Below are 20,670 nucleotides of genomic sequence, written 5' to 3'. Positions count from 1 at the left end.
GGGTCACGACGACCGCGACGGTCGCGCCCCCGGGTAGCGGGGTCGGTCAGTCGGCGGGGGTCGAGCCGAGCGCCGCGTCGACCGCCGCCTCGGCGTGCAGTCGGGCCGTGGGGAAGAGCGGTACGGGGCTGTCCGTGGGGCCGAGCAGGAGCTCGATCTCGGTGCACCCGAGGATCACCCCCTCGGCGCCCCGGGCGACCAGCTCACCGACGACCTGGCGGTAGGCCGCCCGCGAGGTCTCGCTGACGACGCCCAGGCAGAGCTCCTCGTAGATCACCCGGTGTACGAGCGCACGCTCCTGCGCGTCGGGGACGAGGACGTCGAGCCCGCTCGCCGCGAGGCGGCCCCGGTAGAAGTCCTGCTCCATGGTGAAGGCGGTACCCAGGAGCCCCACCCGGCCCAGCCCCGCGGCGCGGACGGCGTCCGCGGTGGCGTCCGCGATGTGGAGCAGCGGCACCGGGGTCGCGGCCGCGACGGTGTCCGCGACCTTGTGCATGGTGTTGGTGCAGATCAGCAGCAGGTCGGCGCCGGCCGCCGCCAGCGACCGGGCGGCATCGGCGAGCACCTCGCCGGCCTCGACCCACCGTCCCTCGGCCTGGAAGCGCTCGATCTCCGCGAAGTCCACCGAGTGGAGCACGCAGCGCGCCGAGTGCAGGCCACCGAGCCGCTCGCGCGTGCGCTCGTTGAGGATCCGGTAGTACTCGGCGGTCGACTCCCAGCTCATGCCCCCGATCAGCCCGATCGTCTTCATACCCATGCCCATGCCCATGCGCGTCCCCGTGTTCCTCGTCCGCACTGCCGACATGAGGAATATAAGCCAGGATGCCATTAAGCTGGAAATCCATAAGGATTACTTTGGTGACGTCTAGGTCTGCCCAGTTCCTAGTCCGCGCCGCAGTCGGGGCACCCGATCGGCGCCGGATCCGTCGTGTGCCAGCTCGGTCAGCCCCCGGCCTTCCACCCCGCCCGGCAGCACAGGGGGCGGCCGCACTCCGCGTCGTGTGCGCGCGCCCGGGCTTCCCAGCTCCGCCGGGAGCTCCTCCTGGTCGGGCACGTACGCTAGGTTCGGCCGTCCTGCCCGTCGCTCGCGCACGGCGCGGTCGGTCTGTCGCAGGGTCTCCCGATCCGCGTCGGAAAGCCGCTCCCGCACTTCGGTGAGGTGCGGCCCCTCGCACACGGGCCACGGCTCGTCGACCGGCCACAGCAACGCCCCGCCGACGTGGCTGTCCAGCGCCTTCGGGCGCAGGAGGGTCGCCCTGCGGACGTACGGGGCCAGCCCGGGTACGTCCGCGAGGAGCGCCTCGACTTCGGTGGGTCCCGGCATCAGCCGCCGCTGCCCCGCCAGATGTTGTCGAAGGCCGCCTCCTCGACGGAGCGGCGCTGGCGTACGGCCGCCAGCTCCACCAACGCGTCGCTGACGGTGGCCAGTACGGTCGCCACGGCGTCGTCGTCCACGTCGGTCACGTCGTCCGTGCCGTCCGCGGTGAGCGAGTCCGCGGCCCGGCCCCCGCGGGGCAGGACTCCCAGGGCCCCCGCGAGGGTGGCCAGGACGGGGTCGTCCGATGCCCAGCGCTCCGCGGCCCCGCTGCGCGCGGCCGAATCGACCAGCTCCGCCTCGCCCGCCCGGAAGGAGAACCCCCGGCGGCGCGGGCGGACGAGCTGCCCGTCCGCCTCCAACCCGGCCCGGTAGACCGCGGACAGACCGCGCCCCCGGCGCCACAGCCAGTCGGCCACCGACTCGTGGGGCGCCTCGCGGACGATCGCCGCGGCGGCCTCGGCCAACAGCGGGTCGTCTGGTGAGGGCCGGTCGCCCGGCACGATGTGGTCGCCGTCCAGCTGGACGGTCCGGGCGGCGAGGAGGTCGATCACCTCGGCCCCGGCGAGCGCGAGCGACAGCTCGCCCTGTTCGAGCGGCCGGCCCGCCTCCATGTCCGTGGCGACGATCAGCAGGTCCCGAGGTGTCGTCATGAACAGCCCCTTCCGGTCGCGGTCGGTCCTGCGTCGATTATGGATCGGTGGGGCCCCCGATCGCGGACCGAAAGCGCTGAGGTCGTGCTCCGTCCGCGATCCGTAAGGACTGTCACAGGCGCGTGCGATCGTGTCCGTCGTGAACGAACGGGTGGAGCGGGTGGACGAGCGGGATCGGATCCTGGCGGTGGTGGACCGCGAGGAGGCCGTGCGCCGGGGGTGGCTGCACCGCATCGCGACGACGATCTGCCGCGATCGGCAGGGGCGGGTGCTGGTCCACCGGCGGCCCGACGACTCGGCCCGGTTCCCCGGTCTCTACGACGTGATGTTCGGCGGGGCCGTGGCGGTCGGCGAGTCCTACGAGCAGGCGGCGAACCGGGAGTTGGCCGAGGAGCTGGGCGTCCACGTGCCGGTGCGACCCGTGTGCAGGTTCCTGTGCCGAGGGGCCATCAGCCCCTACTGGCTCGGTGTGCACGAAGCCGTGATCGCGGGTGCGGTGACGCCCGATCCGGGCGAGGTCGCCTGGCACGCCTGGCTGACGGAGCGGGAGTTGCACCGGGCCGTGCGGCGGTGGAGCTTCGTGCCGGACGGCCAGGAGGCGTACGGTCGTCACCTCGCCCGGCGGGCCGGTCAGTGATGGCCGTGGACGACGGCGTGGCCCTTGCCGCGGGCGATCATCCACTTGTTGACCGGGGTCGTGAGCAGGAAGGCGATGACGAAGCCGCCGAGCAGTGAGGTCCAGAACAGGGCCTCGTCCAGGTGGGCGTCCATGGCACCCGGGACCAGGGCGATGATCCCGTTGTCGACCAGTTCCATCACGATGATCGAGACGGTGTCGGCGGCCAGCGCGACCTTGAGCGCGCCCCGGACGCCCAGGCCGGCCCCGCGGATCGCGAACAGCGTGAGGGAGTAGCCGAAGACGAAGGCGAGGACGATCGCGAGGATCATGGTCGCGGCGTTGCCCCACCCGAGGGCGGTGCCGACGGCCATGCCGAGGATCTCGCCGATGGCGCACCCGGTGAGGCAGTGCAGCGTCGCCTTCGCGGCGGCTCCCCAGGTGACCCCGCCCGTACGGTGACCGGCGTGACCGCCGTGCGCGGAGTGTCCCTGGTGCATGCCGTGCTCGTGAGCGGGGTGCTCGTGAGTTCCGTGGTCCATGTCCGTCATCCCCGTCCGTCCGCTTCCTGTGGGGCCGCGCTCCCGCGGACCCATGGGGGGAACCGTATACCCCCCCTGGGTATTCCGCGAGGTGTGCGTCGGAGCGCCGTCGGCGTTCCCTCAGCCGAGGGTCGTCGCCAGCAGGGTCGCCGTTTCGGCGATCAGGGCGTTGTCGGCCGTGGCATCGGGCGCGTGCTTCGTCGTCAGCACGGTCATGACGACGGGCGGCCGGCCCGGGGGCCAGGCGATGCCCGCGTCGTTGTTGGTGCCGTACTTTCCGCCCCCGGTCTTCTCCGCGACGAGCCAGTCGGCGGGCAGGCCGGCCCGGAGCTTCGCGCCGCCCGTGGTGTTGGTCAGCAGCCAATCGGTGAGCCGCTCGCGGTCCGCCGGCGCGAGCGCCGTGCCGAGGGCGAGGCGTGCGTAGGTCTGCCCGAGGGCGAGGGGTGTGGAGATGTCCGTGGTGCGCCACGGCTCGGCCGAGTTCAGCTCCGGCTCCCAGCGGTCGAGGCGGGTCGTCCGGTCTCCGACGGACCTGCAGAAGCGGGTGATCGCGTCCGGCCCGCCCAACGCGCGCAGCAGGAGGTTGGCGGCGGCGTTGTCGCTGTAGCGGATCGCGGCGGCGCACAGTTCCTCGACGGTCAGGCCGCCGGCGAGGTTCTCGGGCCGGCCGGTGACCGGCGCGTACCCGGACTCGGTGACGTCCTGCTCGGTGTACCGGACGCGGCGGGCCAGGAACTCCCCGTCCCGGTCGAGGTCGCGCAGCACGGCCGCGACCGCCAGCGTCTTGAAGGTCGAGCAGAGCGGGAAGGTCTCGGTCGCGCGGTAGTGGACGCTCCGCCCGGTCGCCGTGTCGTGCGCGAACACCCCCAGTCGGGCGGAGTACCGCCGTTCGAGGACGCCGAGCTCGCGGGCCAGCGCGCCGTCACCGGCCGGGGTGGCGGCGTACGCGGCACCGCCCCCGACCGGGCCGACCGCCAGCGCGGCCCCGACACCGACACCCCAGGCGAGCGTCGTGCGCCGAGAGGGGGCCCTGTTCGAGGTACCCGGGTCCTTCGAAGTGCCCGTTGCGTTCGTGCTGTTCGGCGTGTTCAAAAGTGTCCAATCATCGTATGCGAGGCGTTACCTACGAGGACTAGACATATGGGGTGATCAGTTCCCGTGGGACCCTCCGAGCTCGGCGCGGCCGGTCACGTCGTGACGTGGAACTCGTTCCCGGCGGGGTCGAGCAGCTCCCCGGGTGCCAGATCGGTGCGGGTGACCTCCAGCCGCAGCCTGTTGCGCCCGGTCTTCGGTGCCGCGGGCGGGCCCATCACCAACGAGACCGTGCTGGTGGGCTCCCGGCGGAGCCGGACGCCCCACGCGTGGGTCTCCACCGCCCGCCAGCCGGCGCGGTCCCGCCAGAACTCCGACTGGGCCGGGCGGTCCTCCTCGGCGACGTCGAGGCAGACCGCGACGAGGCCCGAGTCGGCGAGCACGCCGGGGTGACCGGGGCGCAGGACGCAGAACTCGTTGCCTTCCGGATCGGCCAGCACGTCCCACGGGACGTCCCCCTGGCCGACGTCGACCCGGGTCGCGCCCAGCGCGAGCAGCCGCTCCACCTCGTCCTTCCAGGCCGGACCGCCGGCCAGGTCGAGGTGGAGCCGGTTCTTGTGCGCCTTGGGCACGGTGGTCGCTACGCACCGCAGCACCAGGCCGCCCGTCCGGCCGCGCGTCGCCTCCCGCCAGAACCGCTCGGCGCGCCCGACGTCCAGCGCGTCGATGACGATCCCGCTCAGCATGTCGTTCCCCCGAGGCCCGGTGTCGCGAGGGGCGGTGCCCCCTGTCCGGCCGTACGGTACAGCCGGCCGCACGGGTACGGGGCCGCTGGTACGAAGCGGTTGCTCTGCGGGTTCGATCGGAGTGGCTGCGTGTTCCGGGCACGGGCTCCTCATTGACTGGAGGCTTCCCGTACGCCGACGTTCCCCTACGAAAGGCATCCCCATGCGCTCCGTAGCCTCCGCGCTGACCGCCCTCGCCGCCTTCGCCGTCGTCCTGGGCGGCGCCTCCGCCGCCAGCGCCGATGTGAACGTGATCGTCCCCGAGGGCAACTCGTACACGCTGGTCTTCGGCAACTGGACCCAGTTCGCGGCCGACGACGTCTTCAACGCCGGTCACAACAACACGGTCGGCTCCAACAACTGACCTGGTCCGACCCGGTCCGACCCGGTCCGATCAGCTCCGGCCGTGGCCCGCGGGCTCGCCGTTCGACGGCGGGTACGCGGGCCGCGCCGGTTCCTGCGCGCGTGCCGAAGACCGTACGGGCTCCGCGGGCAGCGGCGGGAGGCTCGGCCCGTACAGCCAGGCGGTGAGCAGGTCCTCCACGGGCTCGGTCGCATAGCGGGCCGCATGGGCGGTGAAGCCCGCGGTGTTGACCACGCCGTGGCGGTGCGCGGTGGCCCAGTCGCGCAGCATCCGGAAGAACGGGCCGTCGCCCAGGGCGCAGCGGACGGCGTGCACGGCGAGGCCGCCGCGCTGGTAGAGACGGTCGTCGAACATCAGCTTGCGCCCGGGGTCGGCCAGCGTGAGGTCCTGCGGCTGCGCGGCCAGCAGCCGGTGCGCGGAAGCCGCCAGCTCGTGCGCGGTGCGGCCGCCGGAGCGCTCCGACCAGAGCCACTCCGCGTACTTCGCGAAGCCCTCGTTCAGCCAGATGTGCCGCCAGTCGGCGATGCTCACGCTGTTGCCGAACCACTGGTGCGCCAGCTCGTGGGCGACCAGGCGTTCCGAACCGCGGGCGCCGTCCACGTGGTTGGCGCCGAAGAGGGAGAGCCCCTGGGCCTCCACCGGAACGTCCAGCTCCTCGTCGGCGACGACCACCACGTACTCGCCGAAGGGATAGGGGCCGAAGAGCTCCTCGAACAGCCGCATCATCTCGGGCTGTCGGGCGAAGTCGCGGGAGAAACGCGTCAGCAGGTGCGCCGGCACGTGGGCGCTCTGCGGCACACCGTCGAGCCCCGGGTCCCCGAGCAGCACGGTCTGGTAGGTGCCGATCGCCAGCCCGACCAGATAGCTGGAGGTCGGCGCGGGCTGCTCGTACACCCAGGTCGTGGTGGAGGCCTTCGTCGTCCGGGTGAGCAGCCGCCCCACGGCCACCACGGTGTAGGGGGAGGGCACGTTGATCGAGATCTGGTAGGAGGCCTTGTCGGCGGGCCGGTCGTTGCAGGGGTACCAGGACGGCGCCCCGACCGGCTGACTGGCCACCAGCGCGCCGTCGGTCAGCTCCTCCCAGCCGATCCCGCCCCACGGGCTGCGGACCGGCTTGGGGTTGCCCACCCAGTGCACGTCCACGGTGAAGGCGGTGCCTGCGGGCAGCGGCTTGACGGGCCGCACCAGGAGCCTTCCGGCCCGGTGCACGGAGTGCGTCGGGCGGCCGTCGACCAGGACCCGCCCTATTTTGAACTCGGCCAGGTTCAGGTGGAACTCGGTGAGCGGAGCCCGGCCCGCGATCGCGCTGATCCGGGCCGTCCCGGCGAGCCGGTTGGGGCGGGGGCGGTATTCCAGGGCGAGTTCGTACCGGTGCACGCGGTAGCGGGGGTCTCCGTTGGCCGGAAAGTACGGGTCGGATGCCGTGGTCGTCTGGCCGCTCATTGACGCTTCCCGTTTCCTGCGCTGTGCCCGGGCCCTCTCAGGTCCGCCACGCCTCGATCGGATTGCCCAGCCAACGGGTGCCGGCGGGTACGGATTCACCGGCCATCACGAGCGAGGCGGGACCCAGTGTGCTGTGGGCGCCGATCGTGCTCCCGGGCAGGACGATCCCGCCCGGGCCCAGGGTGGCGCCCTCGTGGAGGACCACAGTATCCGTCCTCAAGATCCGGTCGTGGAAGAGGTGCGTCTGCAACACGCAGCCCCGGTTCACGCTGACCGCGTCGCCCAGCGTCACCAGGTCCGTCTCGGGCAGCCAGTAGCTCTCGCACCACACGCCCCGGCCGATCCGCGCCCCGAGTCCGCGCAGCCACAGGGTCAGCAGCGGCGTACCGGGTACCGATCCGGCCAGCCAGGGCACGGCGAGCACCTCGACGAAGGTGTCGGCCAGTTCGTTGCGCCACACGAAACCGCTCCACAGCGGGTGCTCGCCACTCCGGTGGCGGCCCACCAGCAGCCACTTCGCCGCGACGCTGAGCGTGCCCGCGGCCGCGCCCGCGGTGAGCAGCACCGCCCCGGACAGCAGCGCGGTGACCCCGGTGCCCAGCGCACCCGGGGCGCTCAGCGCGCACAACGCCGCCACGGTCAGCACGGCCAGCGCCGTCGAGCAGAAGACCGGGAGGAGGCGGCACAGCTCGACCAGGCCGCGCGCCCACAGCAGCCGGGCGGGCGGGTCGTAGGTCCGGCTCTGGTCGGCGTCCGCGGTGGACCGCGGCAGCCGGACCGGTGGCAGGCCCAGGTAGGAGCTGCCCTTCTTGGCCTTCTTCGGGGTCGCCGACAGTACGCCGACCAGCCCGCCGTCCGGCACGGTGCGGCCGGGCGCGGTCATGCCGGAGTTCCCGAGGAACGCCCGGCGGCCGATCGCCGAGTGCCCGATCCTGATCCAGCCGCCGCCCAGTTCGTACGGGGCGGTCAGGGTGTCGTCGGCGAGGAACGCGCCTTCGCCCACGGTGGTCAGGCTCGGCAGCGCGAGCACGGTGGAGACCTCCGCGCCCCGGCCGATCTTCATGCCGAGCAGCCGCAGCCAGACCGGCGTGATCAGCCCCGCGTACAGCGGGAAGAGCGTCTCCCGGGACAGGTCCATCAGCTGGGTGATCGTCCAGGCCTGCCAGCCGACCCGGCTGTGCGTGGGGTGGACGCCCGTCCGCAGCCCCAGGCTCAGCAGCCGTACGGAGATCAGGAGCAGCAGTGCGTAGGCGCACCCGTAGGCCAGCGCCCCGGGGACGACGGCGAGCAGCGCCCCGCGCAGGGCCGCGGCGGCGCCCGCGTCGGCGGGCACGAAGCGGCTCGCCACGAACAGGGCGGGCAGGGCCGCCAGCACCGGCAGGGCCGTCAGGGCGAATCCCGACGCCCCGTAGGCGGCGCCCCAGCGCAGCGGGCGCGGCGGCCGGTTCCCGGGCCAGTTGTGCTTCGCCTTGCCCAGCTTGACGGCGGGCGCCCCCGCCCACCGCTGGCCGGTGGGGACCTGGCCGGCCACCGCGGATCCGGGTGCCACCTCGGCCCGCTTGCCCACCCGAGCACCGGGGAAGAGCAGACTGCGGGTGCCGACGACGGCGCCGGTGCCGACCTTCACCGGGCCGATTTCGAGCCGGTCCCCGTCCAGCCAGTGGCCGGCGAGGTCCACCTCGGACTCGACGGCGCAGCCCCGGCCGAGCTTGAGCATGCCCGTCACCGGGGGCAGCGCGTGCAGGTCCACGTCGGGGCCGACCTTGGCGCCCAGCGCCCGCGCGTAGCGCACCAGCCAGGAACCGCTGAGCGAGGTCGCACCGGCGTACTCGGCCAGCCGCTCGGCCGTCCACAGCCGCAGGTGCACGCTGCCGCCGCGCGGGTAGTGCCCCGCCGTGACCCCGCGCAGCAGCAGCCGCGCGCCGCCCGCCGCGATCGCGAGCCGGCCGGGCGGGCTGAACAGCAGCACCGCGCCGGCGCCGACGAGCCACCAGGAGGCGGTGGGTGCCCACGGGTAGGGGCCGAACCGGTGCAGGACGTTGCCCAGCGCCAGCAGGGACACGCTCCAGCGCAGCCCGACCAGGGTGAAGAGGGGGAGCAGCAGCAGCGACTGCACGAGCTGGGACCGGAGCGGAACGGGTGCGACGACCCGGGCCGCGCCATCGTCCCGTACCGACTTCTCCAGGCGCCGGGCCAGTTTGCGCAGGGTGGGCTGCTGATAGATGTCGAGGACGGCCGCGCGCGGGTAGCGGGTGCGCAGCCGGGTGGTGAGCTGGGCGGCGGCGAGGCTGTTGCCGCCGATCGCGAAGAAGTCGTCGGCGCCGCCGCTGACGGTCACGCCGAGGGTCTCGCTCCACTGCTCGGCGAGCCAGGCCTCGGTCCCGTACAGCTGTTCGGTGGGGCCGGTGGTCTCCAGGTCGGGCAGCGGCCAGGGCAGGGCGTCGCGGTCCACCTTCCCGGAGGTCCTGGTCGGCAGCTCGTCGACCGGTGCGAGCAGCGGCACGAGCGCGGCCGGCAGCTCGGCGCGCAGCCGCTCGACGGCCGCGGCGCGGTCCCAGCCCTCCTGGGTGACGAGGTAGCCGACGAGCAGCTGGTTGCCGCTGCGGGCCGTGCGGACGGCCGCGGCCGCGCCGGCGACGCCGGGCAGGGCCTGGAGCGCGGAGTCCACCTCGCCCAGCTCGATCCGGCGCCCGCCGAGCTTGATCTGCTCGTCGCCGCGGCCGAGGAAGACCAGCCCCTCGGGTTCGGCCCGCACGAGGTCTCCGCTGCGGTAGGCGCGCTCCCAGCCGAGGGACTCCAGGGGCGCGTACTTCTCGGCGTCCTTCTGCGGGTCGAGGTAGCGCGCCAGACCGACGCCGCCGATCACCAGCTGCCCGCTGCCGCCCATCGGGACGGGCTCGCCGGACTCGTCGACCACCGCCAGCTCCCAGCCGTTCAGCGGGAGGCCGATCCGGATCGGCTCCGCTCCGGTGAGGAGCGAGGCGCAGGCGACGACGGTGGCCTCGGTGGGGCCGTAGGTGTTCCAGACCTCGCGCCCCTCGGTGACCAGGCGCTGGGTCAGCTCGGGCGGGCAGGCCTCACCGCCGAAGATCAGCAGCCGGACCTCGTCGAGGGCCTCGGGCTCCCAGAGCGCGGCCAGCGTGGGCACGGTGGAGACCACGGTGATCTCCTGCTCCATCAGCCAGGGGCCCAGATCGGCGCCGCTGCGCACCTGGGAGCGCGGTACGGGCACGAGGCAGGCGCCGTGGCGCCAGGCCAGCCACATCTCCTCGCAGGAGGCGTCGAAGGCGACCGACAGCCCCGCCATCACCCGGTCGCCGGGCCCGATCGGCTCCTCGACGAGGAAGAGCGCGGCCTCGGCGTCCACGAAGGCGGCGGCGCTGCGGTGGCTGACCGCGACGCCCTTGGGCTTGCCGGTGGAGCCGGAGGTGAAGATGATCCACGCGTCGTGCTCGGGGCCGGGGCGCGCGGCCTCGGCCGGAGCGCGCGCGGGGCCGGTGAGGTCGATCCGGTGCCCGGCGCCGAGCACGGCCCGGACCCCGGCCTCGCCGAAGACCAGCTCGGCCCGCTCGTCGGGGTCCTCCGCGTCGACCGGTACGTAGGCGGCGCCGGCCGCGAGGACGGCGAGGATCGCCACGTACAGCTCGTTGGTCCCCGACGGCACCCGTACGCCGACCCGGTCGCCCGGTCCCACCCCGGCGGCCGCCAGGGCGCGCCGGCGTCGCTCGACCTCGACGGCCAGCGCCCGGTAGGTCAGCCGCTCGGCGCCGTCGTCCAGCGCGGGCTCGTCCGGGTGCGCGCGGACGGTGGCCTCGAAGACGTCGATCAGGGTGCGGGTCGGGGCCGCGGGCCCCGCGCCGAAGAGCGCGGACTTGCCGCCGTCCCCCCGCTCCCGTGCTCCGGGCTCCGTGCTCCCGTCGACGAGCAGGGTCAGTTCACCGTTCTCGGGTGTGGCTGCCATCGGCCCTCGAGTCTCGGTCCCGGGAACGCCCGGGTCGCCGGTGGAGCCCAGGTTTGCCAGGGTTGTTCCGGTCCAGCACCAAACAGCCGCTCAGTCTACTGCCGCGATCAGGGGTTCTCCCGCCGAACCCGTCCGTGCGGCGCAAAAGGGACCGTGCGGCGCTTGCGCGGCGGGCCCTGTTCGGGGGGCCGCGCCCAGTGCAGGAGGGGGCCGGTCATGACGGTGGTGATCAGCGCCATGAAGACCATCACGGTGAACATCCTGGAATCCAGGACCCGTAGCGACAGCCCCACGTCCAGGATGACGAGTTCGGTCAGACCGCGGGCGTTGAGGAGGATGCCGAGGGTGGTCGCCTCGCGGGTGGTCGCCCCGGTGAGCCGGGCGGCGCCGAAGGCGCCCGCGAACTTGCCCGCGCACGCCACCACGACGGCCGCCGCCAGCATGAGGGCGCCCTGCGGGCCGAGGCCGCCGAGGTCGGTCGAGAGCCCGGTCACGGTGAAGAAGGCGGGCAGCAGGAAGAGGCTGGTCGCTTCGATGCGCTGCGGCACCTGCGGCGCGAGGGCGTCGACGCGGCGCCGCGGGACGACGGCGCCGAAGGCGAAGGCGCCGAACACCGCGTGCAGGCCCATCCCTTCGGTGGCCCACGCGCTCAGCAACAGCCCGACGACGAGCGCCGCGTGGGTGACGGGGGCGCCGGCCCAGCGCCGCTCGCTCGCCAGCAGCCAGCACAGGCCGGGCCGGACGACGTGGAGCAGTGCGCAGACGAACGCGGCCGACTCGACGACCAGCCACCCCAGTGACCCCCAACCGGTGGCCCGCACGAGGGCGACCACCACGGCGAGGACGCACCAGGCGAGGAAGTCCTGGACCGCGGCGCAGGCCAGCGCCACCGCGCCGAGCCGGCTCCCGCCCAGGCCGCGCTCGTCGATGATCCGGGCCAGCACGGGAAACGCGGTGATGGACATCGCCACGCCGAGGAACAGGGCCGGCTCCAGCAGGCGGTCGCTCTCCAACTCCGCCGTGATGAAGGTCGGTTCCAGGACGACGGCCAGGCCCGCGCCCAGCAGGAAGGGCAGCGTGACGGAGGCCAGGGAGACGGCCGCCACCTGCCGGCCGCAGCCCCGCAGATGGGACCGATCGAGCCGGTAGCCGACCCCGAACATGAAGAGCACCAGTCCGAGTTGGGACAGCACCTGGAGGAAGGGGCGCACGTCGGCGGGGAAGAGGCGGCCCGGGAGGTCGCCCGGGAGCAGCCCGAGGAGGCTGGGCCCCAGGGCGATTCCCGCGACGATCTCGCCGACCACGGCGGGCTGGCGGACCCACCGGGCGAGCCGGCCGAAGGCGTGGGCGACGGCGAGGACGACCGCCAGCCCGAGCAGCACGCCGCCGGTGACGGCGTTCATGGCCTCACCTGCCCGTGGTCGCGCCGGTCCGAAGCGGTACCGACGCGAAGATAGACGACGCTCCGGCGGCCGGCGGCGTCCTCGGGGTCATGTCGCGCGACATCGTGAGGTCGCACCCGGCGCGAGCGCCGTCCTTCGCGCCCTACGTGCTCCCGCGCGCCGCCGCGCAGGGGCTGGGCGGGCGGGAGCGGCGCGGCGACCATGACGGCCGGTGCGGACTTCGAAGGGGGACGGATGAGACGTCGTTGGCTGGTGACGGGGTGTTCCTCGGGGCTCGGACGGGCCGTGGCCACGGCCGCGGCGCGGGCCGGGGACCAGGTGGCGGTGACCGCCCGTACGACCGCGTCCCTGGCGGACCTGGTGGGGGCCTGGCCGGACCGGATCACGCCGATCGCCCTGGAGCTGCGGGACGCGGACCAGTGCGAGGGCGCCGTGCGCACCGCCGCGGACCGCATGGGCGGGATCGACGTCCTGGTCAACAACGCCGGCAGCGGACTCTTCGGCACGGTCGAGGAGGTCTGCGACGCGGAGCTGCGCGATCAACTGGAGACCCTGCTCGTCGGTCCCTGGCGTCTCGCGCGCCAGGTGCTGCCGCTGATGCGGGCGCAGGGACACGGCCACATCGTCAACGTCTCCTCGCTCGGCGGCCGCATGGCCTTCCCGGGCCTCGCCTCCTACGTCGCGGGGAAGTACGCGCTGGAGGGCATGAGTCAGGCGCTGGCCGCCGAGGTCGCCCCGTTCGGGGTGCGCGTGACGGTCGCCGAACCCGGAGTCTTCGCCACCCGCTACGGATCGTCGCTCGCGGAGGCCGCGCACCGCCTGCCGGTCTACGCGCAGGCCACCGGCGAGATGCTCGACGGCTTCCGGGGGATGGAGGACAACGAGGAGTACGGCAGGCCCGAGGACTTCGCCGACACGCTGCTCGCGCTCGTCGCCTCGGACCTGCCCACCCCTTTGCGCGTCCCCGTCGGCGAGGACGCCTACGCCTACCTGGAGGCGGCCGAGGAGGCGGCCCGCGCGGAGTTCGCCGCCGCCCGTGCGCTCGTACGGCCGACGGGGGCCCCGGCGGGGGCGGCGCCGGCGGCCGGCTGAACCGCCCCCGCCCGGGACGTCAGTTCTGCCAACCCACCTTCGTGTAGTCGACGTCCGCGAGGCCGGTCGCGCCGAAGTTGGCGAGGCCCTTGCGGTCCGCCGTGATGTCGGGGCGCTGGTACAGCTCGATGGAGTGGCCGAGCTTGTAGATCTCGACGTCGGCCTCGTTGTAGAGCTTCAGCGCCGCGGCCCGGTCGGTGGTCTGGCCGGCCTTCTTCAGCAGCTCGTCGATGCGGGGGCTGCCGACCGAACCGAAGTTCTGGAAGAGGTTGTTGCCCTGGGGCTGCTGGAAGACCGGGATCAGCTTCGAGGTGTACGCCTCGTCGACGTTGCGGAAGCTGACGAGGTCGAAGTTCCCCGTGTTCACGAACTTGCTGAAGTAGTCGTTCGCCGGGACCTTCTTGATCTCGACCTTCACGCCGACGGCGCTCAACTGCTGCTGCACCAGCTGCGCCTGGTCCTGCTGCGAGGAGGAGCCGCCCGCGCTGAGCGTGTAGTCCAGCGTCAGCTCCTTGCCGTCCTTGGTGCGCGGCTTGCCCTGGCCCGCGTCCTTCCAGCCGGCCTCGTCGAGGAGCTTGTTCGCCTTCGCCGGGTCGTAGGTGTCGAACTCGCTGGAGTTGTCCTGGTAACCCGCCTGGTTCGGCATGAAGAAGTGGTTGTTCAACGGCTTCAGCTCGAAGGAGAGGTCCTTGGCGAAGCTGGCGTTGATGCCCTTGCGGTCGATGGCCGCCTGGAGGGCGTTGCGCACCTTGACGTCCTGGAGCGGGCCGCGCGCGGCGTTGAGGGTGATGTGCACCTCGTCCCAGCGCGCGCCTCGGCGGATGTCCGCGGTCGGGTCCTTGACCAGCCGCTGGTAGTCCTCGGGCTGGAGCGCGGTCGCCTCGTCCAACTCCTTGTTGAGGAAGGCCTCGGTGCGCGCCGAGCGGTCCAGGACGCGGAAGACGATCGAATCCAACTTGGGCTTGTCGCCCCACCATTGGGGATCGGGGACCAGGGTGATGGTCTGCGCGGTCTTGTCGTAGGTGCCGATCTTGAAGGCGCCCGCGGTGACCGGCGCCTTCTCCGTCCAGCCCTTGTTGAACTTCTCGGGGGTGTCGATCTGGTCGGCCGGGTAGAGCGGGTCGAAGAGTCGCGGCCAGTCCGCGTAGGGCGTGGTGAAGGTGACCTTCACCCCGTGTTCGTCGGCGCCCTGCTCGACCTTGGAGATCTGGTCGTAGCCGGAGGTGTCGGCGGCCTCGTACGCCTTGTCGGAGCCGTTCAGCGCCTTCCACAGCGCCTCGAAGTCCTTCCAGCCCAGCGGCTTCCCGTCGGACCACCGCGCCTTCGGGTTGAGCTGGTACTCCACCACCTGCGGGGTGGTCGAGACGACCTTCGCCGAGGTCAGGAAGGCCGGGTTGGGTTGGCCGACGCCCTTGGCGTCCGCGTAGAAGAGGTGCGGCAGCACGGCCCGGTCGATCTCGGCCGCGTCGCCCTGCTGCCCGTCCACCTGGTTGACGTTGTACTGCGTGACCCACTGGTCGATGGCGATCTTCAGCGAGCCGCCCTGCTTGAGGGCGCTCGCCGGCTGGGCGTTGATGTTCTGCCCGTCGACCGCGGGCGCCGGCTGCTTCGCGGCCGACGCGCCGTCGCCCGTGCCGGAGGAGTCGCAGGCGGACACCACCAGAGTGGCCGAAACTGCTGCGGCTATGGCGATGACCGTGGTTCTGCGCATCGGGACACTTCCTCCGGATCGTGGGCGGTCGGTTCGGGACCGCAGGACGGGCCGACCGTAGGAGATCTTGCGCTCCGGGGGGAGGCCTGCTGGAATCCCGATATGTTTTCTTAGCATGTCCGCAACAAACAGCGGTCAAGCTGTGTCAACAAGCCGACGAATTAGCCAGGTTGACCTGCCGCGGCCGTGATCCCCGGGTGAGTTCCGGGACTCGCGTTCTCCTGGCGATCCCTCGTGGATCACGACCACCTGCGGAGGTTCCCCACCCGTGGCCGCCTACCTGGCCAAGCGGCTCGGCTACTACGCCGTGCTGCTGCTCGCCGCCGTCTGCCTCTCGTACCTGCTGGCCTCCTACGCCCTCGACCCGCGGGCGTACTACGAGGGCCGACAGCCACCGCTCTCGCCCGCCTCGGTGGACCACCACCTCACCGCCCTCGGCGTCAACGACCACACCCCGCTCTTCCCGCGCTTCGCCACCTGGGCCGGACACGCGTTGCGCGGAGACCTCGGCCAGACCATCGACGGGACCTCCGTGGGCGCCGAGTTCGGCCGGCGGATCGGGGTCAGCCTGCGCCTGCTGCTCTTCGGCACCATCGCCGGAACGGTCCTCGGCGTGCTCGCCGGAGCCTGGACGGCCGTGCGCCAGTACCGCCTGTCCGACCGCGCGATGACCCTCGCGTCCTTCGTGCTGCTGTCGACCCCCGTCTTCCTCCTGGCCGTGCTGCTGAAGATCGGCGCGATCTGGTTCAACACGAAGACCGGCACCGAAGTCATCCGGTTCACCGGCGAGAAGACCCCCGGCGTCGACTCCGGCTTCTGGACGGTCCTGCGGGACCGCGGCGTCCACCTGCTGCTGCCCACCCTCTCGATCGGGCTCGCCACGATCGCCGGATACAGCCGCTACCAGCGCTCCACCATGCTGGACGTGCTCGGCTCCGACTACCTGCGCACCGCCGCGGCCAAGGGCCTCGGCCGCCGCGCCGTGCTGCTCAAACACGGCCTGCGCACGGCCCTGATCCCGATGTCCACCTACTTCAGCTACGGCTTCCTGGCCCTCTTCACCGGCGCCACCTTCACCGAGACGATCTTCGGCTGGCACGGGATGGGCGAATGGTTCATCTCCTCCATCGGCAAGAACGACGTCAACTCGGTCGTCGCCGTCAACGTGTTCGCCGCTGTGACGGTGCTCCTGTCCGGCTTCCTCGCGGACGTGCTGCACGCCGCGCTCGACCCGCGCATCCGCACCGCCTGAACCAGGACCCAGGAGAACGCCGACCATGACCGCCGTCATCGAGAGCAGCGCCCCGGGCGCGCAGCCCGCCACCCGTCCCGCCGGGCGGACCACCGTCGTACTGCGCCGGTTCCTGCGCAACCGCAGCGCGCTGGCCGGCGCCGCGGCCCTGCTGCTGCTCTTCCTGCTCGCCTTCGCCGGGCCGCTCGTCAGCCCCTGGGACTACAGCCACATCGACTACACCGCCCTGCGCTCCGGGCCCGGCCCCGACCACTGGTGGGGCACCAACCGGATCGGCCAGGACGTCTTCGCGCAGACCGTGCGCGGACTCCAGAAGTCCCTCGTCATCGGGCTGTTGGTGGCGCTGTTCTCGACCGTGCTCGCCTCACTGGTCGGTGCCTGCGCCGGCTACTTCGGCGGCTGGACGGACCGGCTGCTGATGTTCTTCGTCGACCTGCTGCTCGTCTTCCCCTCCTTCCTGATCATCGCGATCATCTCGCCCCGGCTGCGCAGCGGCGGCTGGATCGCCTTCGTCGCGCTGCTCGCCGTGTTCGGCTGGATGATCACGGCGCGGGTGGTGCGGTCGATGACGCTGTCCCTGAAGGAGCGGGAGTTCGTCAAGGCGGCCGTGTACATGGGCGTCGGGCCGCTCCGGATCATCTGGCGGCACGTCCTGCCCAACATCGCCTCCTTCCTCATCATCGACGCCACGATCGCCGTCGGCGGGGCCGTGATGAGCGAAACCGCCCTCTCCTACTTCGGGTTCGGCGTACAGGCCCCCGACGTCTCCCTCGGCACCTTGATCGCCAGCACCACCGGGGCGGCCGTCACCTACCCCTGGATGTTCTTCTTCGCCGCCGGCCTGCTGATCGTGTTCGTCCTCGCCGTGAACCTGGTGGGAGACGGGCTGCGGGACGCGCTCGACCCCACCACCACGCGGTCCGCGCGCCGCGCGCCCCGTACCGGATCCAAGGGAGGGGCGCGATGAGCTCCGCCGCACGCGCCGTGCTGTCCGTCACCGACCTGGAGGTCGACTTCGACGGCGTCCCCGCCGTGCGCGGGGTGAGCTTCTCCCTCGCGCGCGGTGAAGTCCTCGGCCTGGTGGGGGAGTCGGGCTCCGGCAAGTCCGCGACGGCCCTCGCGATGCTCGGCCTGCTCCCGGCCAACGCCGCCGTCCGGGGCTCGGTACGGCTGGACTCCACCGAGCTGGTCGGCGCCCCCGACGCCGCGCTCACGGCCGTACGCGGGCGCCGGATCGGGATGGTCTTCCAGGACCCGCTGTCGGCCTTCACGCCGGTGTACCGGATCGGGGACCAGATCGCCGAGGCGGTCCGCGCCCACCAGGACCTCTCGCGCGAACGGGCCCGGGCCCGGGCGGTCGAACTCCTCGACCTCGTCGGGATCCCCGAACCCGCCCTGCGCGCCCGGTCGTTCCCGCACGAGTTCTCGGGCGGGATGCGCCAACGGGCCATGATCGCGATGGCCATGGCCAACGACCCGGACGTCCTGCTCGCCGACGAGCCGACCACGGCCCTCGACGTCACCATCCAGGCCCAGATCCTCGACGTTTTGCGCACGGCCCAGCGCGAGACCGGGGCCGCCCTCGTCCTGGTCAGCCACGACCTGGGCGTGATCGCCGGCACGGCGGACCGGGTGGCCGTGATGTACGCGGGGCGCATCGTCGAGACGGGGACGGCCGACGAGGTGTTCGCCCGCCCCTCGATGCCCTACACCATGGGGCTGATCGGAGCGGTGCCCCGGCTCGACGGGGCCGGGGGCGCGCTCGTCCCCATCCCCGGGGCGCCGCCCGCGGCGGCGCGGGTGGGCGCCGGATGCGCCTTCGCGCCGCGCTGCCCGATGGCGCAGGACGCCTGCACGCGGGACGTCCCGCGGCTCTCGGCCACGGACGGTGGGGGGCACCTCGCCGCCTGCGTCCGCACCGGGGAGATCGTCGCGAAGGGGCTCGGGGTGCTCGACGTCTACCCGGTGCCCGAGGTTCCGGACGCCGGAGCCGAACGGGCCGTCGGGGACACGGTGTTGAAGGTCACCGGGCTCGTCAAGACCTTCCCCGTGCTCAAGGGGACCGCCTTCAAGAGGCGGATCGGGACCGTGCACGCCGTCGACGGGGTCGACCTCACCATCCGCGGCGGCGAAACGCTCGCCCTGGTAGGGGAGTCGGGGTCGGGCAAGTCCACCACCCTCTTCGAACTCCTCCACCTCGTACGGCCCGAGGGCGGCGACATCGAGCTGTTCGGGAAGTCGCCGGCCACCTTGAGCAGGGCGCAGCGGCGCGCCCTGCGCGGCCAGGTCCAGATCGTCTTCCAGGATCCGATGGCCAGTCTCGACCCCCGCATGCCCGTCGGCGACATCATCGCCGAACCGCTGCGCGCCCAGGGGGTCGACCGGGCGACCGCGGCCCGCCGGATCCCCGAGCTGCTCGACCAGGTCGGCCTGGACCGGGCCGCCGCGGAGCGCTTCCCGCACGAGTTCTCCGGCGGGCAGCGCCAGCGCATCGGGATCGCCAGGGCGCTCTCGGTGCGGCCGAAGCTGCTCGTGCTCGACGAGCCCGTCTCCGCGCTCGACGTGTCCGTCCAGGCAGGGGTGCTGAACCTGCTCCGCCGGCTCAAGTCGGAGCTGGGGCTGGCCTACCTCTTCGTCTCGCACGACCTGTCCGTCGTACGGCACATCGCCGACCGGGTCAGCGTCGTCTACCTCGGGCGGACGGTCGAGGCCGGGACCGTGCGGGAGGTCTTCGAGCGCCCGCGCCACCCCTACACCCAGGCGCTCCTGTCCGCCGTGCCGCTGCCCGACCCGGAGCGGGAACGGGCGCGCCGGCGCGACCGGATCCTGCTGGCGGGCGACCCGCCGAGCCCCACCCGGCGCTACGAGGGCTGCCGGTTCCTCGGGCGCTGCCCCGTCTACGCGAACCTGGCCCCGCGGGAGCGCGAACGGTGCGCGACGCAGGACCCGCAACCCACCTCCCACGCCGCCGACCACGTCGCTTCCTGCCACTTCCCGACCGTGCGGGAGGTGGTCTAGGTCCGGTCACGGCACTAGGGCATCGCTCCCGCGTCCTCGCCGGCGAGGAAGGGGCGCAGCAGGGCGAGCAGGGCGCCCGGTCGGTGCAGCGGGATGATGTGGCCGCAGTCCTCGATGACGTGTCCGGTGAGATCGTCGGTGATCGGGCGGAGCTGGCGTTCCAGGGCCGCACCGACGGGCCGGGCGCCCAACGCCATCGTCGGCACCGTCAGGCGGGCAGCGGCGACCGCCCGCCCGATCTGCGCCGCGCTCTCGGGCAGCGCCCGGTAGTACGAGAACGCGCGGCCGAGCGCCCGGCGGCCGGTGTACGCGCGGACGAAGGCGTCCCGGAGGGCGGGGCGCACCCCGTCGCCGAGCGTGCCGGTACGCAGGAACCAGTCGACGTAGACGGCCTCGTGGCCCTCCAGCACGGTCTCGGCGAGGTCGGGCGCGGCGCAGTGGAAGCCGAACCACCACGGCGGCCCGTCGGCGAGGAACTCCTCGGCGCCGGGCAGCCCGCCCAGAACGGACTCCATGACGACCAGGCGCCGCACGAGCCCGGGGCGGCGCAGGGCGAGCAGGAAGGCCGGCGCGGTACCCGCGTCGATGCCCACCACCGCGGCCGAGGACACGCCGAGCGTGGTCAGGAGCGCCGCGGCGTCCTCGGCCAGGGTTCCCGCGTCGTACCCGGAGGCCGTCCCGCCGCTCGCGCCGAAGCCGCGCAGGTCCGGCGCGATGACGCGGTATCGGCCGGAAAGGCCGGCCATGACGTCCGTCCACACCTCCCAGGTGTGCGGGAAACCGTGCAGCAGCAGGACGGCCGGGCCCGATCCGGCGAGGGCGACGTTCAGTTCGACACCATGGACGGGGACGCGCCGCAGCTCGGGCATGGAGGGGCTCCAGATGGGGTGAGGAATGGTGACCACCTCACGCTAGGGAACTACCCTGGCTCCTCCAAGACGGCACTTTCCCCTCAGGTGGTGAGCCCCGAGTGACCCCATCGAGGCCCGGTGAACCCGGCCGGCGGCCCGGTGAGCGCGGTGACGTGCTGGATCCGCTCTGCCCGACCCGCCAACTGCTCGACCGCATCGGCACCAAGTGGACGTCGATGGTGGTCAAGGTGCTGGCCGCCGAGGAGCCGGACGAGATCCGCTTCGCGGAACTGCGGCGCCGTATCCCGGGCATCTCACAGAAGATGCTGTCCGTCACCCTGCAGAGCCTCGTCCGCGACGGCCTGGTCGCGCGCCGGGTGGAACCCACCGTGCCACCCGCCGTCCACTACCGGCTCACCGGGCTCGGCCGGTCCCTCGAAGGGCCGCTCCGCGCCCTGCGGGTCTGGGCCGAGACGCACATGCCGGAGATCGACCGCAACAACCGGCTCGCCGACGGGTCAGGGCCTTGAAGCGCCGGCACAGGTGGAGGAACAGGCCCGGGCCGATGTGCACGCCCGCGCCGTGCGGGTCCAGCAGGGTGCAACGGGCCTTCCAGGGGCCGCCGTTGCGGG

18 protein-coding genes are annotated in these 20,670 nt (G+C 72.9%); 7 read left to right on the top strand and 11 right to left on the bottom strand.

Annotated features, from left to right (window positions below; translation table 11 throughout):
- Positions 1-46: 46 nt before the first annotated feature.
- The 3 genes from ACZ4UB_RS05360 to ACZ4UB_RS05350 form a co-directional block, all read right to left on the bottom strand.
- A complete protein-coding gene (locus ACZ4UB_RS05360; RefSeq protein ID WP_468068598.1) occupies positions 47-751 on the bottom strand; it encodes an aspartate/glutamate racemase family protein in 705 nt (234 codons plus the stop codon).
- Between the two features lie 114 nt (positions 752-865).
- A complete protein-coding gene (locus ACZ4UB_RS05355; RefSeq protein WP_468068386.1) occupies positions 866-1,324 on the bottom strand; it encodes a hypothetical protein in 459 nt (152 codons plus the stop codon).
- Complete coding sequence (locus tag ACZ4UB_RS05350) at positions 1,324-1,968, bottom strand: GOLPH3/VPS74 family protein (RefSeq protein WP_468068385.1); 645 nt, start codon at positions 1,966-1,968, stop codon at positions 1,324-1,326. Before ACZ4UB_RS05350 ends, ACZ4UB_RS05355 begins: the two co-directional genes overlap by 1 nt.
- 139 nt (positions 1,969-2,107) lie before the next feature.
- Between ACZ4UB_RS05350 and ACZ4UB_RS05345 the strand changes: the two genes are divergently transcribed.
- Positions 2,108-2,605 (top strand): NUDIX hydrolase, encoded by a 498-nt coding sequence (locus ACZ4UB_RS05345; protein ID WP_468068383.1) that lies wholly within the window; start codon positions 2,108-2,110, stop codon positions 2,603-2,605.
- Here ACZ4UB_RS05345 and ACZ4UB_RS05340 read toward each other — a convergent pair.
- From ACZ4UB_RS05340 to ACZ4UB_RS05330, 3 genes are all read right to left on the bottom strand, one after another.
- On the bottom strand, positions 2,599-3,126 hold the full coding sequence (locus ACZ4UB_RS05340; RefSeq protein WP_468068382.1) for a DUF4396 domain-containing protein: 528 nt from the start codon (positions 3,124-3,126) through the stop codon (positions 2,599-2,601). The two genes, ACZ4UB_RS05345 and ACZ4UB_RS05340, sit on opposite strands and share 7 nt — an antisense overlap.
- 120 nt (positions 3,127-3,246) lie before the next feature.
- Positions 3,247-4,104: a class A beta-lactamase gene (bla, locus tag ACZ4UB_RS05335; protein WP_468068596.1), complete on the bottom strand. Its 858-nt coding sequence runs from the start codon at positions 4,102-4,104 to the stop codon at positions 3,247-3,249.
- A gap of 209 nt (positions 4,105-4,313) precedes the next feature.
- A complete protein-coding gene (locus ACZ4UB_RS05330) occupies positions 4,314-4,904 on the bottom strand; it encodes a VOC family protein (protein WP_468068380.1) in 591 nt (196 codons plus the stop codon).
- Positions 4,905-5,106: 202 nt separating this feature from the next.
- Between ACZ4UB_RS05330 and ACZ4UB_RS05325 the strand changes: the two genes are divergently transcribed.
- Complete coding sequence (locus ACZ4UB_RS05325; protein WP_404006057.1) at positions 5,107-5,307, top strand: chaplin; 201 nt, start codon at positions 5,107-5,109, stop codon at positions 5,305-5,307.
- A gap of 30 nt (positions 5,308-5,337) precedes the next feature.
- Here the strand turns inward: ACZ4UB_RS05325 and ACZ4UB_RS05320 are convergent, their stop codons facing one another.
- From ACZ4UB_RS05320 to ACZ4UB_RS05310, 3 genes are all read right to left on the bottom strand, one after another.
- On the bottom strand, positions 5,338-6,750 hold the full coding sequence (locus ACZ4UB_RS05320) for a M1 family metallopeptidase (protein WP_468068378.1): 1,413 nt from the start codon (positions 6,748-6,750) through the stop codon (positions 5,338-5,340).
- Positions 6,751-6,787: 37 nt separating this feature from the next.
- On the bottom strand, positions 6,788-10,711 hold the full coding sequence (locus ACZ4UB_RS05315) for a Pls/PosA family non-ribosomal peptide synthetase (RefSeq protein WP_468068376.1): 3,924 nt from the start codon (positions 10,709-10,711) through the stop codon (positions 6,788-6,790).
- Between the two features lie 107 nt (positions 10,712-10,818).
- Positions 10,819-12,114: a cation:proton antiporter gene (locus ACZ4UB_RS05310; RefSeq protein ID WP_468068374.1), complete on the bottom strand. Its 1,296-nt coding sequence runs from the start codon at positions 12,112-12,114 to the stop codon at positions 10,819-10,821.
- 234 nt (positions 12,115-12,348) lie between these two features.
- Between ACZ4UB_RS05310 and ACZ4UB_RS05305 the strand changes: the two genes are divergently transcribed.
- Entirely contained in the window at positions 12,349-13,206 is an 858-nt protein-coding gene (locus ACZ4UB_RS05305; RefSeq protein ID WP_468068373.1) for an SDR family oxidoreductase, read from the top strand.
- A gap of 19 nt (positions 13,207-13,225) precedes the next feature.
- On the opposite strand, the gene ACZ4UB_RS05300 is transcribed toward ACZ4UB_RS05305, so the two are convergent.
- The gene (locus ACZ4UB_RS05300) at positions 13,226-14,917 is read right to left on the bottom strand and encodes an ABC transporter family substrate-binding protein (RefSeq protein WP_468068371.1); all 1,692 of its coding nucleotides are present in this window, start codon (positions 14,915-14,917) and stop codon (positions 13,226-13,228) included.
- A gap of 268 nt (positions 14,918-15,185) precedes the next feature.
- On the opposite strand from ACZ4UB_RS05300, the gene ACZ4UB_RS05295 reads away from it, so the two are divergent.
- From ACZ4UB_RS05295 to ACZ4UB_RS05285, 3 genes are read left to right on the top strand one after another with little or no spacing between them, the layout of a single operon-like run.
- Positions 15,186-16,169, top strand: a complete 984-nt coding sequence (locus ACZ4UB_RS05295; RefSeq protein WP_468068370.1) for an ABC transporter permease — start codon at positions 15,186-15,188, stop codon at positions 16,167-16,169.
- 25 nt (positions 16,170-16,194) lie between these two features.
- Positions 16,195-17,136 carry an ABC transporter permease gene (locus ACZ4UB_RS05290; RefSeq protein WP_468068369.1) on the top strand — a complete coding sequence of 314 codons (942 nt, stop codon included), beginning with the start codon at positions 16,195-16,197 and terminating at the stop codon, positions 17,134-17,136.
- Positions 17,133-19,187: an ABC transporter ATP-binding protein gene (locus ACZ4UB_RS05285; protein ID WP_468068367.1), complete on the top strand. Its 2,055-nt coding sequence runs from the start codon at positions 17,133-17,135 to the stop codon at positions 19,185-19,187. Before ACZ4UB_RS05290 ends, ACZ4UB_RS05285 begins: the two co-directional genes overlap by 4 nt.
- 14 nt (positions 19,188-19,201) lie before the next feature.
- Here ACZ4UB_RS05285 and ACZ4UB_RS05280 read toward each other — a convergent pair whose 3' ends face one another.
- The gene (locus ACZ4UB_RS05280; protein WP_468068365.1) at positions 19,202-20,056 is read right to left on the bottom strand and encodes an alpha/beta fold hydrolase; all 855 of its coding nucleotides are present in this window, start codon (positions 20,054-20,056) and stop codon (positions 19,202-19,204) included.
- 101 nt (positions 20,057-20,157) lie between these two features.
- On the opposite strand from ACZ4UB_RS05280, the gene ACZ4UB_RS05275 reads away from it, so the two are divergent.
- Positions 20,158-20,568: a winged helix-turn-helix transcriptional regulator gene (locus ACZ4UB_RS05275; protein WP_468068363.1), complete on the top strand. Its 411-nt coding sequence runs from the start codon at positions 20,158-20,160 to the stop codon at positions 20,566-20,568.
- Positions 20,569-20,670: the final 102 nt, after the last annotated feature.

Source organism: Streptomyces sp. NPDC028419, assembly GCF_055565515.1.
Note: the sequence above shows the minus strand (reverse complement) of the source record. Positions and strands in the feature narration are given on the sequence as shown.

Coding starts and splice junctions, on each gene's coding strand:
- ACZ4UB_RS05360 (WP_468068598.1), bottom strand. CDS start 751: ATGAAGACGATCGGGCTGATCGGGGGCATGAGCTGGGAGTCGACCGCC.
- ACZ4UB_RS05355 (WP_468068386.1), bottom strand. CDS start 1,324: ATGCCGGGACCCACCGAAGTCGAGGCGCTCCTCGCGGACGTACCCGGG.
- ACZ4UB_RS05350 (WP_468068385.1), bottom strand. CDS start 1,968: ATGACGACACCTCGGGACCTGCTGATCGTCGCCACGGACATGGAGGCG.
- ACZ4UB_RS05340 (WP_468068382.1), bottom strand. CDS start 3,126: ATGGACCACGGAACTCACGAGCACCCCGCTCACGAGCACGGCATGCAC.
- ACZ4UB_RS05330 (WP_468068380.1), bottom strand. CDS start 4,904: ATGCTGAGCGGGATCGTCATCGACGCGCTGGACGTCGGGCGCGCCGAG.
- ACZ4UB_RS05325 (WP_404006057.1), top strand. CDS start 5,107: ATGCGCTCCGTAGCCTCCGCGCTGACCGCCCTCGCCGCCTTCGCCGTC.
- ACZ4UB_RS05320 (WP_468068378.1), bottom strand. CDS start 6,750: ATGAGCGGCCAGACGACCACGGCATCCGACCCGTACTTTCCGGCCAAC.
- ACZ4UB_RS05315 (WP_468068376.1), bottom strand. CDS start 10,711: ATGGCAGCCACACCCGAGAACGGTGAACTGACCCTGCTCGTCGACGGG.
- ACZ4UB_RS05310 (WP_468068374.1), bottom strand. CDS start 12,114: ATGAACGCCGTCACCGGCGGCGTGCTGCTCGGGCTGGCGGTCGTCCTC.
- ACZ4UB_RS05305 (WP_468068373.1), top strand. CDS start 12,349: ATGAGACGTCGTTGGCTGGTGACGGGGTGTTCCTCGGGGCTCGGACGG.
- ACZ4UB_RS05300 (WP_468068371.1), bottom strand. CDS start 14,917: ATGCGCAGAACCACGGTCATCGCCATAGCCGCAGCAGTTTCGGCCACT.
- ACZ4UB_RS05290 (WP_468068369.1), top strand. CDS start 16,195: ATGACCGCCGTCATCGAGAGCAGCGCCCCGGGCGCGCAGCCCGCCACC.
- ACZ4UB_RS05285 (WP_468068367.1), top strand. CDS start 17,133: ATGAGCTCCGCCGCACGCGCCGTGCTGTCCGTCACCGACCTGGAGGTC.
- ACZ4UB_RS05280 (WP_468068365.1), bottom strand. CDS start 20,056: ATGCCCGAGCTGCGGCGCGTCCCCGTCCATGGTGTCGAACTGAACGTC.